Origin of the sequence: Escherichia sp. E2661 (assembly GCF_004745185.1) — a bacterium.
Classification (GTDB): Bacteria; Pseudomonadota; Gammaproteobacteria; order Enterobacterales; family Enterobacteriaceae; genus Escherichia.
This window is the reverse complement of sequence record NZ_PDIG01000039.1, coordinates 64,216-83,622: the sequence shown is the minus strand read 5'-3', so window position 1 is coordinate 83,622 and position 19,407 is coordinate 64,216. Positions and strand designations below refer to the sequence as shown.

Here is a 19,407-nt window from a genome sequence, read left to right as displayed (position 1 = left end):
CATACAGCGCCCATTGTCCACATCCGCCGCACCGAGACGCTTCCCCATGCCGTAGCGCGGATGGGTCAGCATATCCCACAGACACCAGGCCATGTTGTTGCTGTATGCCGGTTTAAACGTCCCGTCCCAGATACCGCTGTATTGCCGCGTCTGCGGGTTATAGTTCGACGGCACCTGCAGAATGCGCCCGCGAAGATGATAATTACGGCTCACCTGCTGGCTGCCGAACTGCTCCGAATCCACCTGCACGCCGACCAGTGCCGTGTTCGGGTAGCACTGTTTCACATCGATGATTTCGGTGTATGACGACCAGAGCGTTTTGTTCTGCAGCTGGTCTGTTGTGCTGTCCGGTGTCATCCTGCGCATCCGGATATTGAACGGTCGCGGCGGCAGGTTATCCACCACCACCGAGGCCAGATACTGCGACGTGGTTTTGCCCTTAATGGTGATGTCTTTTTCTGTCACCCAGCCACCGTTACGTTGTATCTGAACCAGCAGGCGGACTTCCGACGGATTCCGGTCACCCTTTGAGGTGGTTTCCACCAGTGCCTGCACACCGAAGGTAAAGCGCAGACGGTCGATGTTTGCAGACGTGATGGTCCGGGTGATCGGCGTGTCGTATTTCACTTCCGTACCCAGCACCGTCTCGGAACCGGAGGATTCAAAACCCTCCGGCGGTGTCTGCTCCTGCTCACCTGCCCGGAACACCACCGTGACACCGGAGATGTTGGTATTCCCCTCACTGTCCAGCACCGGTGTACTGTTCAGCAGCACGCTTTTTAATCCATCCACCGGACCTTCAATCGGCCCTTCGCTGATGGCATCGATCACACTCAGTAACTGCGTGGATTTCAGGTTATCCTTCGCTTCGCGCGGGGTATGCCCCTTACTGCTGCCTTTACCCATTCGTCATGCTCCATAAACGACAAAACCGCCCGAAGGCGGTTTCACATAAAACATTTTGCATCAGCGACCAATCACCACAACCTGACCACCGTCCCCTTCGTCTGCCGTGCTGATCTCCTGAGAAACCACCCGCGACCCCACACGCATTTCACCGTACAGAACAGGCAAAACATTGCCCTGAGCAACCATGTTATCCAGTGAGGAAAAATAGGTGTTCTGTTTGCCGTTATCTGTACTGGCTGCCGTGGACGTCCTGGCTTTCGGTGCCAGCATCTGCGCCACACCGCCCAGGATCATACTGGCCCCTGCCGCATACATGCCCGATACAGCCGCGGCACCCAGCCAGCCCACAGGGTTCCACCATGCCACCGCAATCAACGCCGCCCCCAGCACCACCTGAAATACACCGCCACTTTTAGCTCCCGCCAGACGCGGCACGATATGGATCACGGCACCATTTGCCAGCGGCTCATTAAGACGGGCAGATAATTCGGTTTCACCTGCATCACGCCCGGCAATGCGCACCTGATACCAGCCGTCATTCAGTTTCTGACGAAACGCCGGGAGCTGTGTGGCCAGCGCCCGGATGGCTTCGGCCCCCGTTTTCACACGAAGGTCGATGCGGCGGCCAAATCGTTGCAAATCCCCGTAAAGGCAGATGCGTGCCATGCCCGGTGACGCCAGAGGGAGTGTGTGCGTCGCTGCCATTTGTCGGTATACCTCTCTCGTTTGCTCAGTTGTTCAGGAATATGGTGCAGCAGCTCGCCGTCACCACAGTAAATGGCGGCATGATTCGGCACCGATGAACCAAAACAGCACAGCAGCACATCGCCAGGCTGCGCCGCTGACAACGGCACCTGATACAGCCCTGTGGCCTCCAGATTATCCAGATAGAGATTCTGACCGTGACGCCACCAGTCATCCCCGCGATGAAAATCCGGCATCTCAATCCCCGCCAGATGATAAGCATCCCGGAACAGCGTGTAACAGTCCGTCACCCCGTGCTCAAAGCGCCGCCCGGTAAGATGCGGCACACAGCGGAATTTATGAATCTCACCCCGGCAGACCAGCCACCAAGGCAAATCGCTCTGCACCTGCAGCCGCCTGTCAGCCTCACTCAGCCAGGGCAGACCACCGGGGTGGCTGTGGACCAGCGCCACAATCTCACCCTGCATCTCTGCCCGCAGCCAGTCCTCCGGCGACATCCGGAAATACGCCTCCGGCTCACCGGAGATATTCACGCAGGGAAAATATCTTTCCCCCTCCGGCGTTCTCACCACGAAGCCGCACGACTCCGCTGGCGCACATCGCCGGGCGTGCGCCAGAATCGCTGATTCTGTCTGTGTCATGGGATTACTGCGAAAGTTTGTTAATGGAAAGGAAGCCGCCAAAGTTGCCGACGTTATTGCGAAACTTACAACCACTCAGGCATTTGCTGCATTTATCCTTCGTGATATCGGACGTCGGCTGGTCATATTCATCAGCGACAGCCGGACCGTGATAACCGCACTCATCACCGCGATAGGTCCAGGTGCAGGTATTAGCCAGCATGATGCGCCCCGGAAAAACAGCACCGTCCGTTTCCGTCGGCGTGGACAGTACAAAAGAGGCACTGACCGCGCTCAGTTCGCTGCACTGCTCGATGCGCCAGCGGCTGATCACCTCCTGCTCCGGATCGGCGTCACTGTTTCCGTTGACGAAGTTCACCGCATCCAGAAAACGGGCGTAAACCTTACGCCTGACCACCGTTCCGCCGACCAGACTCTGCAGGTCTTCCGCCATCCCGGTGACCATTCCGTGCAGGTTAGAAACCGTCAGTGTCGGACGGGCAGCACTGCCCTTGCCGTTCAGTTCAAATCCCGTCCCCTGAATGGGGTATGCCTGATACTGCCGCCCCTGCCAGGTAACCGGCTCACCTTTTTCGTTCTGCTCATTACAGAAAAAATAACGTTCACCACCGACCTCTGTCAGATCGATTTCCCAGAGCACCACCTGGGCTGACTGAGTGAGGCGTGTCGTCTCATGATGTGTTTCCTGTGGAATATCCTGCATCAGAGCCTCCTATGCCACGACCTGTTCAAAATCTGCCGTTATGGTTACCCACAATGCCCCCACGCTTGCCGACCATTTACGACAAACCACCCTGATCGGCTTCCAGTCATAAGGTGGCGTCCACTGAAATGCGCGGACGCCACCGTGCCGTTCCAGAAAGGCTTTTAAAGATGGGTGTTCACATTTACGAACACGTATCGTCACGCTGTAAGTCGACAACTGGTTATTCAGTCCCGCTGCACGACGCTGTTCATAACCATCGCCCAGCTTCACTGTCACCACTTTCGGCTCTGATACCACATTCATATCCGGGCGCACTTTCCAGTGAAACGTCTCCATTACCGATATGCTCCACTTAACCGACCACCATCACGGGCCTGCTGTTGCATAAAGTCCGCTGCCGCTTTTTTCCCAAGGTCATAAACCACCTTCAGGGCAGCCGGGCCTATCTGCCCGTTCGTGCCATCGTTATTGATCTCGATGTTGTACTGCGGGGCAAACATCGCCATACCTGAACCACCAATATCCGCCACAACCCCCAGCTTACCGTCAGCACCACGACGCAGTGGCAGAATGGCTTCAGGTCCAGCTTCCCCCATCACACCCGCGCCTTTTGCAAAAGCAAAAAACGTCGGACGGTTAACCACCGTGCCACTGTAGCGACTCAAATCAGCCGACTGATAAACACCGCCATCAGCATTGGCTACAAAATCAAAAGGCAGCGCGGAAGCAATGCCTTTTACCGCTTTCATTAAAGCTATCTGAGCCATGATTCTGGACATATCTGACAGCACAGAAGAAGTAAAAGATTTGAAATTGAGTTTGCCTGTAGTACAGAATGTCGCCAGCCAGTCACTCATGCTACTGAACGCAGACGTGAACAACTGTTCCACTGTCCCGGCTGTGTTATCCGCATTCTCAGTGACATTCTGGAGTGCACGCAGGACTCCGTTTTTCCAATTACCCTGAGCAATTTCAAGCTGTTGCCAGTAACGGCGATTCTCATTCAGTTGTCGGTTCAGGCTCTCCGTCAGCGCCTGCTCGGCCTTTCTGTAGTCATCCGTGTTATATGTCCCTTTCTGCTCACTATCCCGCCTCAACTGCTCCAGCTGTTGCTGGTATTTCTGGCGAAGACTCAGTTGTACCTGATATCGCTGCCGCTGCTGATCACCCATACCAACCGTGGCGATATCCAGGTCATGTTGCTGACGCTGAGCGCGCTCTTCTTCAGCCAGTTGACTGGTCAGCTGAATTGTTTTTTTCTTCAGATCGTTGAGTGCCGTCTGTTTCTGAAGCTCCTGCTGTTTTACATCCAGCAGCGTCAGTGCCTGAATCAGTTCATCTTTACGGGCCAGCACACTCTTTTCATCTGCCGTCAGTTTTTTCCCGTCCAGATCGCTGATGCGCTGCTGCAGAGCCAGAAGCTGTTTATGCGCTTCTGTCATCTTTTCAGTGGCAATGCCTGCTGACTGTCTTGCAGCAGCAATCTGTCCTTCCACCTGTGCCTGTTGCTGACTGTACTGCAGCAATAACCGGGTGGCCTCATCATTACGGGTTTCGCGTGTTTTTTTCTTACCGGATGCCAGGGCTTTCTCGTAACGTTCATTTTCACGTTGTATCGCCGCATCCCTGACAGCCTGATCGGCGTACTGCATGGCATTAATACGCGCAATTTCACGCTGATGTCGTGCAGCTTCCGTTTCATTCATCCGGTTCAGTGCAGCATTTTCAGCATTACGGCGTTTCTGTTGCTCCTGATAATTCCGCTCTGCCTGCTCTTTTGCATCCTGCAAATCCTTCTGGCGTTTTTTCTCCTGAAGATCGTTAAGACGCTGCTGATCGTATTCAACCTGAGAAGATGATGCCGTCCAGGGGAGTCTTTTCGCCCGCGACACTTTCTCCTGTAAAGCGGCAATCTGCGCATCCAGCGAATCTTCACGACCAATATTCATGGCCGCATCCCAGAACTGCTTCCACCAGTCAGACAAAGTTTGCAGCGTACTGCCCAGCGCATTGAGGTTATTATCAATATCCGCAGTACGCCGACCGGTTTCCTCTGCCAGTGCAGACATGGCTATCCGTGCCGCATCACTGGACCGCCCCTGCTCTCCAAGGACGCGTATCTGCTCAAGCTGAGTGGCAGTAAGAAAATGCAGCTCATTGTCCAGAGACTTCGCGGCATTTACAGGATCATCCTTCAGCCGCTTAAACTGATTTATGGTATCGCTGACCGACTGGCCAACCGATCGCTCCATCTGTGCGGCAGCTCTCGCCACCATACCGATATCGTTTCCACGAAATGCACCACTCCCCACCACCTGAGCCAGCGCACCGGCTGCAGCATGTTGCGTGATACCATTCCCGGAAATAGCACGACTGAGCGTCCACAGCTGCCCGGCAGTGACTCCGGCATAATGCCCCGTCAGCGACAGCTGGCGGTTAAATTCTTCCCCCTCCTTCTGACCGTCATACCAGGCTTTACCCAGACCATAGACAGCCGCGGCAATACCGCCAATAACCCCGCCAAGCATCATGCCTTTCGGTGACATCAATGTGTCTATCCACCCGGCACGGTTAGCCAGCGTTATTCCGGATCCCCTCAGCGCACCTAAATTTCCGCGGGCCAGTTCACCTATCAGAACGCCTATCTCCTGACGGGCCGCTGCACTTTTCAGCCCCAGCGAATGCGTGGCTTTTCCTGCCTGCTCCATTTTGCGGATATACACTTCTGCAGCACTGCTTACCCCCAGCTGGGCAGCCTTAGCACGAAGCAACTCAGAAGAAGAAAGATTCTGGCGGGTTGCCTGCTCTTTAAGCTGACGGATAAACGCCACTTTCTGTCGGGTAGCCTCTTCCTCAGCCTGTGTAAGAACACGGGTTTTCGCCGTAACCTCAGAAATCAGCGCCAGATAATCCTGCTGACCAATCCCGCCACTGTTTCTGGCCTGTCGGATCTGCTGCTGAATACGCTGTAATTCCTGCAGACCCGCACTGGCCTGTTTCACACTGTCAATCTGACGATAAAACGCAGCAGCCGCTTTATCCTGAGCCTCCGCCAGAGCCATGGCCTGCGCCTGTTCCTCGCGCATTTTCTGGCTCAGCGCCTCCATGCGCTGGCGGGTTTTCTCCACCTCGCGGGCCATGCGTTCATGAGCCTGTGCGTTCTTCTCCACCGTCTGCGCATGGACGGATGCGGCTGTTGCAGCCGAAGACGCCGCCTGCGTTGTCTGCCGGGCGGCCTGAGTCTGACGCTCCATAAAACGCTGCATACGGGCAGAAGACCGTTCTGCATCGCTGGCTGCACCATTCAGAAGGTTTTTGATACGGGGGATTTCATTTTTAAACTCTGCCGCATCAATCCCCAAATCAATGACCAGGTTGGCTATCTGGTCCATAACGCACACCTCCGGAAATACCTTCCCCAAGATGCATCAGTTCTTCGTCCGTTCGCTCCGGTATCCCGTTCTCTTCCGGTAAAAGGCTGAAATCAGCCACCGCAGCATCACTGCTGCCGGACACCATTCTCACGATCAATGCCTTCAGCGAGGCAAACTGCGCATCCATCCACACATCACTGAAGCTCTGCATCCGGAAATAATCGCCCCACTCACCAAGCTCAGTGGCCGACATTTCCGACAGCATCCGCCGCCAGTCTGCCCGCCGGAACTCCCGGGCAAGCCGCATGACAAACTGCATTTCCCGCGTCAGGACTTTTCCGGCGTCAGCGCCTCATGCTCATCATCCCCGGCATTATCAATGGCCCCCATACCGCTCAGCGACAGAACCATCTCCGCCCCCGCACCCAGGGCATCATACGACCATGTTGTAATAACGGATGCGCAAAGCGTCTCTACATCCTTAGACTGATCCGCATTCCACAGTGAGCGGGAAACCAGCCAGGCATTGATATCCATCCCCATCCGCAGAAAAGCAATCTGTCGTTCAGCCTCCGGCAGTTCTCCCTCACCGGCATCAAACTTTGCCGTTCGCTGCTGAACAAACGCCAGATATTCAATTCTCTGCAGCCCGGACAGCTCACTGAGCACCACGGACTGTTTTTCATAATTAAACGTGCCCTGTTTCAGAAACATCATGTTCTCCACCTGCAAAAAAGCCCCGGATAACCGGGGCAAATGATGAGTATCGTCCTGTTAACCTGCGGCGCTGACAGTCACCGCAGCCACAGCCACAAAATTCCCGTCAGCGGTCATGCCCACAATGCTGACACTGCCCTGCTTCACGCCTTTCACCGTGGCTACAAGCCCGTTCAGGGTCACCGTGGCAGTCTGTGGATCTGACGAATGCACACTGATCGCTTTGTCACTGGCTCCGTCAGGTTTTACTGTAAAGGTCAGCGTGGTGGTTGCTCCCACTTTTACACTGGCAGATGCCGGTGCCACCGTCAGCCCGGTAACGCTCACTGTTTCAGTGCCTTCCTCTGCCAGATACGGACGCCCCACACCGCTGATTTTCACAGTGCGGGTCATCACGTCTTTTGAGGCAATGGTTTTACCCAGTGAACTCAGCCAGCCACGGAAAACATCAACAGTACCGTTGGGATATTTGATACGAAACGCGCAGACTTCACCGGAGTCGAACAACTGAACCAGTTTTTTCTGCCCGCTGTCACCTGGACGCCAAGCCAGCGTCGCCGAAGTATCACCAACGGATTTCTGCCCCTGGGTTGTCGTTTTCCAGTCTGCATCTTCATCATCGAGATAAGTATCATCTTCTGCATCAGCGGTCATTTCGCCAGGTTGCAGATCCTTCACCATCGCAAGACGCAGCCAGTCAGTGTCCGACAAAGGGTTCGCAAATGCGTCGCCGTTGCCGGTATACATCCAGAACGTCGTCCCCGCACCTTTCGTCTTTGCCAGTGGATTTGGTGTGGTCATTACCACCTCCTTAATTCGTGTACGTGATCTGGTACGTGATTTCCGCCATCGCCCAGGTGGCCATCTCATTATCACGTTGATAGTTAAAACCGAGTGGGATCAGGGTGTCGATGAGTCCGGAAAGTGCCGGTATATCATTCAGGGCAGGGAAAATGGTGCTCTCCATCCACATATCCAGCTCTGAATCCGGTGCCTGTGCCCGGATGAAGACGGCAATATGCAGAACAGCCTGCCAGTCATCTTCATCCGTCATTTTTCCGGTGTACTGAGCATCACTCAGCCACACCGCCACGGCAGGCAGTTCCTGCGCATCAATAAATGCCGGAAGCCCGTCAAAAAACGTGGCGCTGTCTCCACACTGTTCCCGAAGGCGTGCCAGTACGGCCTGGCGGATTTGTGTATGTCGGTTCATCGGGTCAGCCATAACCTCAGTTGTTGTTTCAGTGCATACCCCAGCTGTTTCGGCATTTCCGCAGCAATGATGCGGTCGCGGGCATCTTCAAATGCCTGTGTCAGCGGTCCGGACAGCGGGATTTTCACTACCTCCACAGGAAGACGATTTTTTCTTGGCCTGCCCTGATGGTCATGCCCTGTTGCAAAACGCGCTTCAGGAAGACGCCTCAGAACATGCCAGCGGCCATTCGCCAGTTGCTGAACAAATGCCCCCCGGAAAAAGTATTTTCCCACTCTCAGTCCTTCACCAGCACGCCGCCGTGTTGTGTTCAGTTTGATGGCGGGCAGATTGCCCCGGTTAACGCGGATCCTGGCCGTCATTTTTCCTGACGGACTGGCTTTAAACACCCGGACACGCTGACGTACCAGTTTCAGGGGGATCCCTTTCACCTGGTTATCTCCCGCAACGGTATTCCCGGCAACCTGCCGGGTGGCAACCGAGACCGCTTTCTGTGCCACACGGTTTATCGCCCATGCGCTGGCCTGTGGCACCATACGGGTATCAAGGCTGTTCAGATTGCGGATGGCATTCTCAAGCCCCTTCATCCCATACCTCTTTACTCAATAAAGATCATTGGCTTACCGTTAAAGCGTTCATGCCGTGTGACCGTCCATTGTTGTCCGTCATAAACAACGCAATCCCCGCGCCGTGGGCGGTATCCCGAAGAAAACACCACCAGAGAGACCGCAGGTCCGGACAGAGCATTCAGCTCTGCCAGTGTTTCTCCCGGGATCACAGTCATATCGACATCATTAATCGAGGCTGTCTTTCCCATCTTTCTGACCGTGATCGCATCCATACGCGCTGCCAGCCGGGAAAAGGGATCAGACATTGAGTTTTACCGGCACTTCTTCTGCACTGGTTCCGGCATCTGCCCAGACAACCCCGACCAGCGGATCAGAGCCGCTGTTAGTCAGCTGAACTTTTCCGGACTTCAGATAAACCTTCTTACCCGTTTTCATGTCATCCGTTTTCAGCTTAGGCAGCATAAACACACCTTCGGTCATGCCGTCGCCTGTTTCACCCTGTGGAATATCGGTCAGCGCCACCGCAAAACATCACCCACCTGCACCAGATCTCCGCTGCTGATGGCTGCACTGGCAACAATCGCCACCGTTTTTCCTTCTTCTACAAAATTCTTTGCCATAACTGTCTCCGCACAGCCCCGTTCAGGGGCTGATTTCAGGTACAAAAAAAGCCCTTACGGGCCATCAGAGTTGTTGTCTGCGACGTTTACGCCGTACATTTCACCAGACCGCGGTGATCAACTGGCGCGACACCGGCGTCAATACGCACTTTCGTTGTCACGCCATCCACACTGAAGCCCTCCATCTGATCAATATATGGCGTATCCACACCGTTGAGATAAGCCACTTCAATTGTATCGGAGCCTTTTGACGCAGCCAGGTAGAAGGTGGTCTGGCTGTTATCATCAAGACGAGGCTCTGCAATAACGGTCGCAAAATCTTTCACCGGGTTAATAATACCGGCGTTAATGTCAGCCCCCTTGACACTTGAGGAGCGAATGACCTGGTTAGCAACAGACTCCATCGCCGTCGGTACCAGTACGAACGCAGGACGAATATTCAGATGACGCTCCCCCTCTTTCTGAACGCGCATCAACTGGCGGGCTTTATCCAGCGATGCCACGTCCATTGCAGCGCTCTCCAGTACGTTTGCATGTTTCGCTTTATCGAACAGACTTACATTATCTGTGGAGATTTTCGGGTTAGACGTCAGAATGGCATAAACCAGATCGGCAATAGTGGATTTCGCCGCACGGCCCAGTTTCATCGGGACATCGGTCAGCATATTCAGATCATCATTGATAATGGCCTGACGGGTGATACTGAACAGCTCGCCATAGGTCGCCAGTGCAATAGTGGCCTGTTTATCTCCGGTGGTGACGTATTTATATTCCGCCCCTTCACGCACCTGACGCAGAGCACTGAAGCCCCCCATACCCACACGATGGGCAATTTTAAAATCAGACAACTGACCTTTCCGCGTCCACTGTTCATAGGTTTCAGGAGCATCTTCCCAGCCCTGCAGAATGGCTTTGTTCGCAACATCCAGCAGAATATTACCGAAGTCAGACGTACTGTGTGTGAACGCCGCACCGACCATCTGCATCGGGTTATAACTGGAAACCCCAATACCCCGTTCAGTCAGTGACATACGGGCATATTCACGCAGGGTCATCCCGTTGTAGACATTATCACGTTTCGGTTTTTTCAAATCCGGCACGCGCCATCAGCGCCTGGCGGATCCCGTCCCCCACAAAATTACCGTTACCGGCATAAATATGAGCCGGGGTATTTTTATTGGATGGCGTGGACTCGCGCCCCATCTCGTTCAACAGCTTTTCGCGGGCCTGCTCCAGCGAACATTCAGGATCGGCAAGACACTGAGCCTGCAGCGTCTGATAACGCCCGCCAAACATGGCAAACAGATCATTAATACCGTTTACACGCGCTTTTTGCTCTGCCAGTACCTGCGCACGGATACTGTTTTCATCCACCACGGGTGCTGCTGCCTGCACTGGCGTCCGGGAGGCTGCTGGTTCATCATCCTGTACGCGTGGAGCACTGTTGCGTGGCGGAGTAATCATGTTTCGAATGGATTCCGGCATCTTTTTAAATTCCTCTGTACGTTTTGACTGAATACATGCCATTGCCTTAACGGCTGGCGTCACCTGATCAGCAAATCCATGTGCCAGACATTCGGCACCGGACATCCAGGTCTCATCCGCCAGCATGGCAGCAATTTCATCGGTGGTTTTCCCGGTTTTCTGTGCATAAGCGGGTAACAGAACCGCCTCAACCTTATCGAGCAGGTCAGCATAGGTGCGCATGTCCTCCGCATCACCGCCCGTAAAGCCAAATGGTTTATGAATCATCATGAAGGTGTTTTCCGGCATAATGACCGGGTTTCCCACCATCGCAATGACCGACGCCATTGACGCCGCCACACCGTCGACATAAACGGTAATGGACGCACCATGTGTTTTCAGCGCATTAAAAATGGCGATGCCTTCAAAGACATCGCCACCCGGTGAATTGATATGGAGATTAATGTGGGTGATATCGCCCAGTGCATTCAGATCACTGATAAACTGCTTCGCTGTAACACCCCAGAAACCAATCTCGTCATAAATATAAATATCCGCGTCACTCTGGTGACCAGCCTGCATCCTGAACCAGGAATTATTCTTCGGACTGGTCGTCGGTGTGCTGCGGCTCCTGTCGTTTCGTTGCGGCACTGCTGCCTCCTTTATCACTGGCAGGATCGGTATCAAATACCAGATCCAGCTTGCGGTTTTCATCAATTTCTGCCTTGCGCCGACGTTTAACATCATCCGGATTACGACCACCTGCACGTACCCAGTCTGATTCTGTCGCCGCTCCACCACGAATCTGAATTTTCCAGGCCTCAGCCTCCTTAACAGGGTCAATCCACGGCATCACCGGTCCGGAATACACCGCGGTATACAGTGAAGAACGATCAAGATCGCGGGGTAGCCTGATAACACCGGATGCCACAGCCTGTTTCAGCCAGGCACGATACATCGGGCGGGTGACGGCACCAATAAACCAGTCCTGCAGGATCAGGTAGCCATCAGTGGATTCAACCAGCTCCTGACGCTGGGCGCTGTAAGTGCCGTTATAGTTGCGCGCTGTACTGGAAAAACTCAGACGACTACCCGCCGCCACGGCACGCAACTGACCATTACGAAAAGTTTCAAGATTAGGATTGGGGCGATCCGACTTCACCATTCCGATTTCTTCGCCGGGTTTCAGATCGTCGTAAATAATGCCTGGCTGAATGGTAAGCTCGCGTTCATTCTCCTTGCTGTCATTACCATCCGTTTCATAGCTCTGTCCGTCGCCTTTGCGGATGTACATCCCCAGAGCAGCGGCGATCCTTGCTGCAGTCAGCTCAGAATCTTCATACTCTTTCAGGGCACTGAGGCGGATCAGCACACCGGACAACAAAGACGTCCCGCGCATCTGGTGCAGACGGCGAACAAATTTAAGATGCAGCATTCGCTCTGCATCCACTTCTTTGGTTTCCATCTGCCGCCCGGATACGGGACGGCTTTTATACACCAGATATTTTTCGGGACGCCCCCAGTCATCAACAAACACGCCCTGATTCAGCCTGTTGCTCTCATCACTGGTCATGGGAATAAAGTCCGGCTCGAGCGCCTCCAGCCAGAAATGAACACCGGCAGAAGGCGTCAGGCTGTTTATGCGCCCGGAAACCATCTGGGCAAACACCTCACCATCGCGCAGCCAGGTACGCAGCATCAGACGTTCCAGCATCGGACGGGTAAACTGCCCGGTGACTTCCGGACTGACAGACCATTCACTCCATCGGGTGCGTATCTCCGCTGCCAGATCACGGGCAATGGCCCCATTGCGTAATACCGGATGTGGCTCGACAATAATCCCGTTTTTCCCCACCACCCGTTCTTCCAGCTTGTCAAATACACCAATGACCAGATCGTGGTTGTTATCAAGGTAACGGGCCTGCTCACGTAACGACACGGCCCCGTACTGGCTTAACTGGTCGGCAGTTCGGTTTTCCCGCCGGGCTTTATGTGTCCGCGTCGTTTTTACGGCCTCATAAGCCTGGATCACCGCACGGGAACGCAGCCTTGCCGCTTTCCATCCTGGTGAAAAAACGCCAATCACATCATCAAGAATTGCCATCAGAACCTCGCCAGCCGGTACCCGGGATGCCCCCGTCGTCGTGTAATCAGAGCCGCAAGGCGGCGCTCCCACTCCTGCCGTCCCTGCCGGATCTCAGATAAGTTTTCCATGGTCATCTGCTGACCATTAAAGGTGACGGATTTTCCGTCCAGCACCGCCATTTCAGCTTCCGTATAACGCTGAATCATGGCTTCGATATCATTCTGGTTCATAACCATCCTCCGGAAGTCAGCCAGGGGTTAACATCGTCAGTTACTGTTTTCTTCCGTTTTTGTTTTTTAACAGGCGTGGATACCGGTTCCGGTGAGGGTGACGGTTCGGTACTGTCCGGGACACACTCCAGCCAGGTTTCCCGGCTCGCCCACTCCGGTGCATCCGGCCAGCGGATCTTTTCGTATCCATGCAGAATGACCAGAGCCTCGGCATACACCATCAGGTCAAAAGCTTCGTTGGCACCGCGACCCGGCTTACTCCATTTCCCGTCACTACTCCGCTCTTCATACGTCAGTTCGTCGTAAAACCAGCTCCCCAGCCAGTCAGGGAAATGCACATAGCCGGGACCTGGAGAGTCACGCCATAACGCGTTATTCACCCGGTCTTTCAGGGCATCCGTCTGAAGAAGCCAGAGCGGCACATCACCTGCGGCCTGCGCCCGTCGGCCCGTTCGTCCGGTGTTATCAGGGAATGTACGGGTGATCAGTTTTGCGCGCCGGATGCTGTCGCCCTTAAACAGGTAAATACGTTTACCAAGGCCATCACGACGGCAACGACGCCAGAATTTATAGGCATTATCAGTGACCCCGTCTTCACCGCCGGAGTCCACCGCCATTGCCATCAGTCGCATTTGTTGAGAAGGATCGGAGGCCAGCGGCCAGCTTTTATGAAAAACATCCGTCAGCAGGACATCCCAGTCTTCCGGATAGCTGGCCGGATCAATTCGCTGGCTCTCCCCGTCGCTGTCACCGCGCAATGACTGCGTGATGTTGTAACGATCAATAATCCAGCGTTCGCCACGGCTGCCATAGCCCGTTACCTGAACCACAAAACGGCGATGACGTCCCGCCTGCACATCAACTGTCGCCACCAGGAAATTAACGCCATCCGGCACACTGCGGGAAGGAACTGGCTCTGCCCGCTGTTCAAGCAGTTCACTTTTTCGTTGCTCCATGCTGGCACGGGGAAGATAAGGTAATCCCCAGTCGGTATTGATAACCGTCTTGAGTGTTTCTTCACTTCCGGTTGTCTCGTATTCCTGTTCTGCAGTAAGCAGTTTGTAAACGAGTTGCGAGAGTGTCTGGTAAGCAGCTGCCGGACCCTCCATCCAGAATGACGCAATACGTGAGCGTCGGGGATCACCATAACGACTGCCATCCGCATTGATGGATTCACCATCCCGCAACCAGACCCCACGTCCGTTCAGCTCACGTTTTTGTTCAGGCATAATCCGTCCTGAACAGGAAGGACACTGAATATAAGCCGCCTCACTTGCCAGCACGGGATCGGCAATATCACGGAAACCAGCAACCACATCGCCGCAGGGCTGAAAATACTCACCACAGTGTGGACAGGGCCAGTACCAGCGACGGCGATCGCCACGGTTATAGAGCGACAGTATCCCCGTGGTTGGTGGAGCCTCATGCGGTGAAGTCCGTCGCCATTTCACATCCTTCACATCCCTGCCGGGGGAACTCTCCACCAGCGTCATACCACTGGACATAAATGTGGTGGTACGTTTTGAGGCAAGAGAGAAGGCATCCCCCTCGCCATCAATATCTTCCGGAAAACGGTCATAATCCGTCAGCGCCACGCATTTATAATCTGATGAGGACATGATATTGACTGACGGCCAGCCGATTTTCAGGTAGTTGCCAGCAAGGAATGTTCTGTCATAAACGTTGTTGTCATTTTTGTTCGGACTCAGGCGACTGACCACTTCCGGGCTGACGCGAAACGTTCTGGCAAGTCGTTTTTTTGGAGTGTTCGCGGGCTTTTTCCTCCGTCATCTGAATGATCAACATATCCGCAGGATCGCAAATCACGTTGTAAATCACCCAGCCGTCAATCAGGCCGATAGTCTTGCCAGTTCGTGCCGGGCCAACAAATATCACTGCGTCGTATTCACGCGAGGCCAGGCAGTTCATCGGCTCAATAACATACGGTGCCACCAGCGGATCCCACGGGACTGAGTTCCCGGCCCCCATGGGCACCCGCATATACTGAGCAACGGCATCAGCAACCAGCATTCGTCTCGGTGCGCGAAGGATATAACCTGAATCGGTTCGTGCTGCCTTTGCGGTTTCCTGATTCAGCATTACTCCTCCTGCTGTAATTCCTCCTCATCATCCGCACCTGCTTCGGTCACCCGCAGGGCTATCTGATCGCGCAGATCATCAATAATGGACTGAACACGGCTCACAGCGGCAGGCTGCAGGCCGCAGTCACGTTCCAGAATATCCGGTAATGTCTCCAGCACCTGCACGACCGCTTTTGCCCAGATGGCAAACTCCCGTCTGACATCACTGGCCGGAATGAGTTGTGCCGTTTCCTGTTCGAACTTAAGACGCTCACGTTCAGACTGATACCAGGCTTTGCGTTCATGTGGATCCATTTCGCCCTCAGCAACCGGCGGTGGTAACCCCATAAATTCAGTCAGAATATCGGTCAACCGGTATAGCTTGAGTTTGTCATGTCCACCAGCGGGACGAATGTTTTTCAGTCTTGCCACGACAGTCTGGCGGTGCAGACCAGATAAAGCCGCCAGTTGATTAATATTCAGCACCAGGTTTTTCAACTCATGATCCATATTTCCTCCGGAGAGCTTTAAACATGCATCGTGCGAACAACTTTAAGAAAACGCGTTCGATGTCGAACAAAAAACACTCAATTCGACATACAAAAAACAAATAACCATTAATAATCAATAAGATGCAAAGATGATGGTGGCCGATAAAAATGCAAAAACTAGCCTTTTTCCGCGACGCTCCCGCCCCGTGGCAGGCCACCCCACCGGGAGGACCCGTCAGCCTGACAGCCATGACGAACGTCTGATACAGCGCCTTGCATGAATGGCATCGGGATAATCCAGAAAGGAATAGCATCGTGCCCACAAGAATCTGTGTGAGTATCCTGTTTCTTCCACCCCCGCACAGGACTGGCGAGCATGAGGGACAAACCCGCGAACCATAAACGCGGTAAAAACCCGGTGTGCATCGTTTTTGATTATTCCCGCACACTCTCGCAGAAGGAGTTCCCCGTCGGGCTACGGTCTCTGTTAATACGGGAATACGGCGACGATACAGCGCATGATGTGTCAGGCTTGAATACCTTTATCCGTTAAAAGGGATATCAGTTAAGTTATCCCGTGTAGGGTATAAGCCATTATCAAAGCCACTCTGTAGGGAGTGGCTTTTGTAATGGCAATAAAAAGCCCCGCGAATACGAGGCTAAATCCTGGTATTTGTAATGACTGGCTCTTATTTCAACGCAGCCCCTTACCGCGCGCCAGATGCTCAACTTCAAGCATCAGCAATGAGATGTTTAATCTGGATTCACTCCAGAAGTGATCACCACCCTGTCTACAGAGCCAGATGTGAAGGATGATGAGTAAAATTAATCGCTATCATCGAAGGCATTGCGTCCTGATATATTCCTGAAGCGTTCTCAGTGCTGTCTGGTCTCTGATGATTCCGTCCCGGATACCGAGAACGTTTCGTCCAGCAACTGGAGAGAGTTCGACGGTGGCATCATTGCCCATGCCGGAGGCGCTGGAGGTTTCGGCTGAGGATGGCACAGAGCATTTTCCTTTGACGAGCACCCGACCACCATTATCAAGCTTGCGCCGAAGAGCATCATTTTCAGCTTTCGCATCAGCCAACTCCTTCGTGTATTTAGCATCGAGTACATCAGCAGCACGCTGGCGTTGCTGCATGTCAGTAATGGTGGCGGTCGCCTGCTTCAGCTCACTGACTTTTTTATCACGCTGTTCTTTGTAGGCGATGGCGTTATCACGGTAATGATTGACCGCCCACGACAGGCAGACGATGATGCAGATAACCAGAGCATAAATAATCGCGGCGACTCTGCTCACTGATCTATCCCCCCAACAGGCTAATGCGCTTTCCTGGTCACGACGAATAACCTGTCCATAGCAGTTATTTGAACGTATGCGGCAATCGCGCCCACCATCTTTTATCCACCAGCGAATCGCCTCGCATGCACTCTTACGATCACCGGCATTCAGCCGCTTATAAAACGTCGACGGGAAACACTTACCGGGGCCAATGTTATAGGGACAAAATGACGCTATACCCGCTTTCTGTGGTTCGGTCAGTGGTACTTTAATATTGCGCTCCACCCATGCCAGCGCCTTATCACGTTCAATAGCGTTAACCTGGTCGCATTTTTCCTTCGACAGCTTCATTCCCGGTATGACGGGCTTACCATCCACCATTGTGGCACCACGACAGATGGTCCATATACCGGAACCATCGCGGTATGCCGTAGTGTGGTTACCCTCTTTTTCATCCAGAAACTGGTCAAGTATTTGAGGAGCAGACGCGCCTGCAGCAATCAGCGCCAGAACAGCAGCTGACAGGCCGTATTTGATTTTTGCGCTCATGGATATTTATCAGGATGCTACCAATGAAAGATACTGGAAAGCCAACTGCAAAAAGCTAACAACCCTTAATCGAGTTATCAGAACTGTTAATTTTTATGGTATACCGCGCCTCTGAACAGGGGCGCGTTTCTGGCAACAGCTCGTCCCCTTCACATAACCCGGCAGCAACATCCAGGAAGACCTGTCTGATGCTCCTTCTGGCTGCTGCCTCATAAAACTCCAGCGCGGCACCTTCAACACGGTCCAGCGAGATGTCCAGGTCAAAAATTTCACCGTCAAAGCGTTTTTTGTCCCGTAACGCTACAGTTACCGTAACTTTATTCTCAAAATTGCGGATCCCTTTCACAATCAGTTCATAGTTTTGAGTCATTGAATTACTCTCCCCGTGCAGCCTTACGCTTGTCTTCTTTAATCTTGAAATAAAGGTTTGTCAGATACGTCAGCAAGCCAAATACCAGACTACCCAGCACACCTATTGCCGCCCACTGTGAGGGCGTGACTTTATCGAGCAACTGTAAAAACCAGTACCCGGCACTACCTGCTGAGGTGCCATAGGCGACACCCGTTGTTAACTTATCCATGGATTTCATAACCCCACCTCGCAGATGCGGGTGCTGTGTAATGGAAATAAAAAGGCCACCTGACGTGGCCACCAGATTATTTCCCCACCAGCTCGTTTATCTCTTTCACTGTCTGGTTAAACCGCTCTGACTCAAGCTCAACACCTAAGGCCCGACGCCCCAGCGCCATTGCTGCTTTTATTGTGGAACCGGATCCCATAAAAAAATCAGCAACCAGCTCACCAGGTCGACTACTGGCATTGATTATTTGCCTGAGCATATCCGCCGGTTTCTCACACGGATGTTTACCCGGGTAGAACTGAACGGGTTTATGCATCCAGACATCGGTATAAGGCACGGAGACTGATACGGAGAAATAGCGCCGGAGAGATTTAAACTCATCCAGCAATTCAGAATATTTGCGATTCAGTGAATCATAAGATGCCACCAGCTGGTGGTGTGGTTGTTCCAGTTGTTGTTCCTGAAACTTCTCTGCCGCTATACGGGAAAACAGTGCCTGTAACTTCCGATAGTCAGCCTCATTCGGCAACTGCCACTGACTGGCACCAAACCAGTGGGAAACCATATTTTTCTTACCTGTGGCTTCGGCAATTTGTTTTGCCGTTATACCCAGTTCGGCACGAGCATCCCTGAAATACGATATCAGCGGTGCCATTATGTGCTGTTTGAGTTCCCTTTCTTTTGCCGCATAGCCGTCACTTTTGCCGCGATATGGCCCCTGGTAATGTTCAGCAAACAGAACGCGCTCTGTGGCAGGAAAATATGCGCGCAGACTTTCTTTATTACACCCATTCCAACGTCCGGACGGCTTCGCCCAGATGATATGGTTAAGCACGTTGAAACGTTCACGCATCATGATCTCAATATCAGATGCCAGGCGATGCCCACAGAACAGGTAAAGGCTTCCAGCAGGTTTTAACACCCGCCAGAACTGGGCCAGACAGTGATCCAGCCACTTAAGGTAATCTTCGTCCCCTTTCCACTGATTGTCCCAGCCGTTGGGTTTCACCTTGAAGTACGGCGGATCGGTAACAATCAGGTCAATGGAATCATCAGGCAGGGACTGAATAAAATGCAGGCAATCAGCGTTGATTAAATCAACGCTGTTTATTTTTACAGTGTTTTTCATGGATCAGTAAGCGTAACTCTGGTAGGCTCACTCTGCTTTTGCGCTAAAGCAGTGGGC

18 protein-coding genes and 6 pseudogenes are annotated in these 19,407 nt (G+C 53.3%); all 24 read right to left on the bottom strand.

The annotated features are described in order from the left end of the window. Positions 1 to 906: pseudogene (locus CRI63_RS24040) on the bottom strand (host specificity protein J); the annotation flags it as partial. 60 nt (positions 907 to 966) lie between these two features. Then, a complete protein-coding gene (locus CRI63_RS22185) occupies positions 967 to 1,614 on the bottom strand; it encodes a tail assembly protein (RefSeq protein ID WP_000741576.1) in 648 nt (215 codons plus the stop codon). Next, positions 1,512 to 2,255, bottom strand: a complete 744-nt coding sequence (locus CRI63_RS22180; protein ID WP_032152077.1) for a C40 family peptidase — start codon at positions 2,253 to 2,255, stop codon at positions 1,512 to 1,514. Before CRI63_RS22180 ends, CRI63_RS22185 begins: the two co-directional genes overlap by 103 nt. A gap of 4 nt (positions 2,256 to 2,259) precedes the next feature. Continuing rightward, complete coding sequence (locus CRI63_RS22175; protein ID WP_001152385.1) at positions 2,260 to 2,958, bottom strand: phage minor tail protein L; 699 nt, start codon at positions 2,956 to 2,958, stop codon at positions 2,260 to 2,262. A 9-nt stretch (positions 2,959 to 2,967) separates the two neighbouring features. Beyond that, the gene (locus tag CRI63_RS22170) at positions 2,968 to 3,297 is read right to left on the bottom strand and encodes a phage tail protein (RefSeq protein ID WP_000447253.1); all 330 of its coding nucleotides are present in this window, start codon (positions 3,295 to 3,297) and stop codon (positions 2,968 to 2,970) included. Then, positions 3,297 to 6,353, bottom strand: a complete 3,057-nt coding sequence (locus CRI63_RS22165; protein WP_135520818.1) for a phage tail tape measure protein — start codon at positions 6,351 to 6,353, stop codon at positions 3,297 to 3,299. Before CRI63_RS22165 ends, CRI63_RS22170 begins: the two co-directional genes overlap by 1 nt. After that, positions 6,325 to 6,654: a phage tail assembly protein T gene (locus CRI63_RS22160; RefSeq protein WP_001161009.1), complete on the bottom strand. Its 330-nt coding sequence runs from the start codon at positions 6,652 to 6,654 to the stop codon at positions 6,325 to 6,327. The genes CRI63_RS22165 and CRI63_RS22160 overlap by 29 nt, the downstream gene beginning before the upstream one ends. Positions 6,655 to 6,662: 8 nt before the next feature. Then, positions 6,663 to 7,049 carry a phage minor tail protein G gene (locus CRI63_RS22155; protein WP_001298500.1) on the bottom strand — a complete coding sequence of 129 codons (387 nt, stop codon included), beginning with the start codon at positions 7,047 to 7,049 and terminating at the stop codon, positions 6,663 to 6,665. A 60-nt stretch (positions 7,050 to 7,109) separates the two neighbouring features. Further along, positions 7,110 to 7,853 (bottom strand): phage tail protein, encoded by a 744-nt coding sequence (locus CRI63_RS22150; RefSeq protein ID WP_000211128.1) that lies wholly within the window; start codon positions 7,851 to 7,853, stop codon positions 7,110 to 7,112. A gap of 10 nt (positions 7,854 to 7,863) precedes the next feature. Next, positions 7,864 to 8,265 carry a phage minor tail U family protein gene (locus CRI63_RS22145; RefSeq protein WP_001079398.1) on the bottom strand — a complete coding sequence of 134 codons (402 nt, stop codon included), beginning with the start codon at positions 8,263 to 8,265 and terminating at the stop codon, positions 7,864 to 7,866. Then, positions 8,262 to 8,852, bottom strand: a complete 591-nt coding sequence (locus CRI63_RS22140; RefSeq protein WP_000677120.1) for a phage tail protein — start codon at positions 8,850 to 8,852, stop codon at positions 8,262 to 8,264. Before CRI63_RS22140 ends, CRI63_RS22145 begins: the two co-directional genes overlap by 4 nt. Positions 8,853 to 8,863: 11 nt before the next feature. Then, positions 8,864 to 9,139: a DNA breaking-rejoining protein gene (locus CRI63_RS22135; protein WP_042018515.1), complete on the bottom strand. Its 276-nt coding sequence runs from the start codon at positions 9,137 to 9,139 to the stop codon at positions 8,864 to 8,866. Further along, positions 9,132 to 9,454 (bottom strand): annotated as a pseudogene (locus CRI63_RS22130) (DUF2190 family protein). Before CRI63_RS22130 ends, CRI63_RS22135 begins: the two are co-directional and overlap by 8 nt. A gap of 86 nt (positions 9,455 to 9,540) precedes the next feature. After that, positions 9,541 to 11,569 (bottom strand): annotated as a pseudogene (locus CRI63_RS22120) (ClpP-like prohead protease/major capsid protein fusion protein). Beyond that, a complete protein-coding gene (locus tag CRI63_RS22115) occupies positions 11,514 to 13,022 on the bottom strand; it encodes a phage portal protein (RefSeq protein ID WP_000985957.1) in 1,509 nt (502 codons plus the stop codon). Before CRI63_RS22115 ends, CRI63_RS22120 begins: the two are co-directional and overlap by 56 nt. Continuing rightward, positions 13,022 to 13,234: a hypothetical protein gene (locus CRI63_RS22110; protein ID WP_001072975.1), complete on the bottom strand. Its 213-nt coding sequence runs from the start codon at positions 13,232 to 13,234 to the stop codon at positions 13,022 to 13,024. The genes CRI63_RS22115 and CRI63_RS22110 overlap by 1 nt, the downstream gene beginning before the upstream one ends. Further along, a pseudogene (locus CRI63_RS22105) lies at positions 13,231 to 15,334 on the bottom strand (phage terminase large subunit family protein). The gene CRI63_RS22110 and the pseudogene CRI63_RS22105 overlap by 4 nt, the downstream one beginning before the upstream one ends. Then, positions 15,334 to 15,825, bottom strand: a complete 492-nt coding sequence (locus CRI63_RS22100; RefSeq protein WP_000349509.1) for a DUF1441 family protein — start codon at positions 15,823 to 15,825, stop codon at positions 15,334 to 15,336. The pseudogene CRI63_RS22105 and the gene CRI63_RS22100 overlap by 1 nt, the downstream one beginning before the upstream one ends. Before the next feature lie 675 nt (positions 15,826 to 16,500). Continuing rightward, a pseudogene (locus tag CRI63_RS22085) lies at positions 16,501 to 16,654 on the bottom strand (hypothetical protein). Then, on the bottom strand, positions 16,642 to 17,109 hold the full coding sequence (locus CRI63_RS22080) for a lysis protein (RefSeq protein WP_001300226.1): 468 nt from the start codon (positions 17,107 to 17,109) through the stop codon (positions 16,642 to 16,644). Before CRI63_RS22080 ends, CRI63_RS22085 begins: the two are co-directional and overlap by 13 nt. Before the next feature lie 3 nt (positions 17,110 to 17,112). Next, a pseudogene (locus CRI63_RS22075) lies at positions 17,113 to 17,640 on the bottom strand (lysozyme); the annotation flags it as partial. Between the two features lie 55 nt (positions 17,641 to 17,695). Continuing rightward, a complete protein-coding gene (locus tag CRI63_RS22070; protein ID WP_135520814.1) occupies positions 17,696 to 18,010 on the bottom strand; it encodes a YdfR family protein in 315 nt (104 codons plus the stop codon). A 4-nt stretch (positions 18,011 to 18,014) separates the two neighbouring features. Continuing rightward, on the bottom strand, positions 18,015 to 18,230 hold the full coding sequence (gene essD, locus CRI63_RS22065) for a phage lysis protein EssD (RefSeq protein ID WP_000839596.1): 216 nt from the start codon (positions 18,228 to 18,230) through the stop codon (positions 18,015 to 18,017). A 67-nt stretch (positions 18,231 to 18,297) separates the two neighbouring features. Further along, a complete protein-coding gene (locus tag CRI63_RS22060; RefSeq protein WP_135520812.1) occupies positions 18,298 to 19,350 on the bottom strand; it encodes a site-specific DNA-methyltransferase in 1,053 nt (350 codons plus the stop codon). Between the last annotated feature and the right edge of the window lie 57 nt (positions 19,351 to 19,407).

Bases quoted from the DNA above. Each gene is read 5' to 3' on its own strand.
- CRI63_RS22110 (WP_001072975.1), bottom strand. From the start codon at position 13,234: ATGAACCAGAATGATATCGAAGCCATGATTCAGCGTTATACGGAAGCT.
- CRI63_RS22150 (WP_000211128.1), bottom strand. From the start codon at position 7,853: ATGACCACACCAAATCCACTGGCAAAGACGAAAGGTGCGGGGACGACG.
- CRI63_RS22145 (WP_001079398.1), bottom strand. From the start codon at position 8,265: ATGAACCGACATACACAAATCCGCCAGGCCGTACTGGCACGCCTTCGG.
- CRI63_RS22135 (WP_042018515.1), bottom strand. From the start codon at position 9,139: ATGTCTGATCCCTTTTCCCGGCTGGCAGCGCGTATGGATGCGATCACG.
- CRI63_RS22155 (WP_001298500.1), bottom strand. From the start codon at position 7,049: ATGTTTCTGAAACAGGGCACGTTTAATTATGAAAAACAGTCCGTGGTG.
- essD (WP_000839596.1), bottom strand. From the start codon at position 18,230: ATGAAATCCATGGATAAGTTAACAACGGGTGTCGCCTATGGCACCTCA.
- CRI63_RS22100 (WP_000349509.1), bottom strand. From the start codon at position 15,825: ATGGATCATGAGTTGAAAAACCTGGTGCTGAATATTAATCAACTGGCG.
- CRI63_RS22180 (WP_032152077.1), bottom strand. From the start codon at position 2,255: ATGACACAGACAGAATCAGCGATTCTGGCGCACGCCCGGCGATGTGCG.
- CRI63_RS22185 (WP_000741576.1), bottom strand. From the start codon at position 1,614: ATGGCAGCGACGCACACACTCCCTCTGGCGTCACCGGGCATGGCACGC.
- CRI63_RS22060 (WP_135520812.1), bottom strand. From the start codon at position 19,350: ATGAAAAACACTGTAAAAATAAACAGCGTTGATTTAATCAACGCTGAT.
- CRI63_RS22175 (WP_001152385.1), bottom strand. From the start codon at position 2,958: ATGCAGGATATTCCACAGGAAACACATCATGAGACGACACGCCTCACT.
- CRI63_RS22115 (WP_000985957.1), bottom strand. From the start codon at position 13,022: ATGGCAATTCTTGATGATGTGATTGGCGTTTTTTCACCAGGATGGAAA.
- CRI63_RS22160 (WP_001161009.1), bottom strand. From the start codon at position 6,654: ATGCAGTTTGTCATGCGGCTTGCCCGGGAGTTCCGGCGGGCAGACTGG.
- CRI63_RS22170 (WP_000447253.1), bottom strand. From the start codon at position 3,297: ATGGAGACGTTTCACTGGAAAGTGCGCCCGGATATGAATGTGGTATCA.
- CRI63_RS22140 (WP_000677120.1), bottom strand. From the start codon at position 8,852: ATGAAGGGGCTTGAGAATGCCATCCGCAATCTGAACAGCCTTGATACC.
- CRI63_RS22165 (WP_135520818.1), bottom strand. From the start codon at position 6,353: ATGGACCAGATAGCCAACCTGGTCATTGATTTGGGGATTGATGCGGCA.
- CRI63_RS22070 (WP_135520814.1), bottom strand. From the start codon at position 18,010: ATGACTCAAAACTATGAACTGATTGTGAAAGGGATCCGCAATTTTGAG.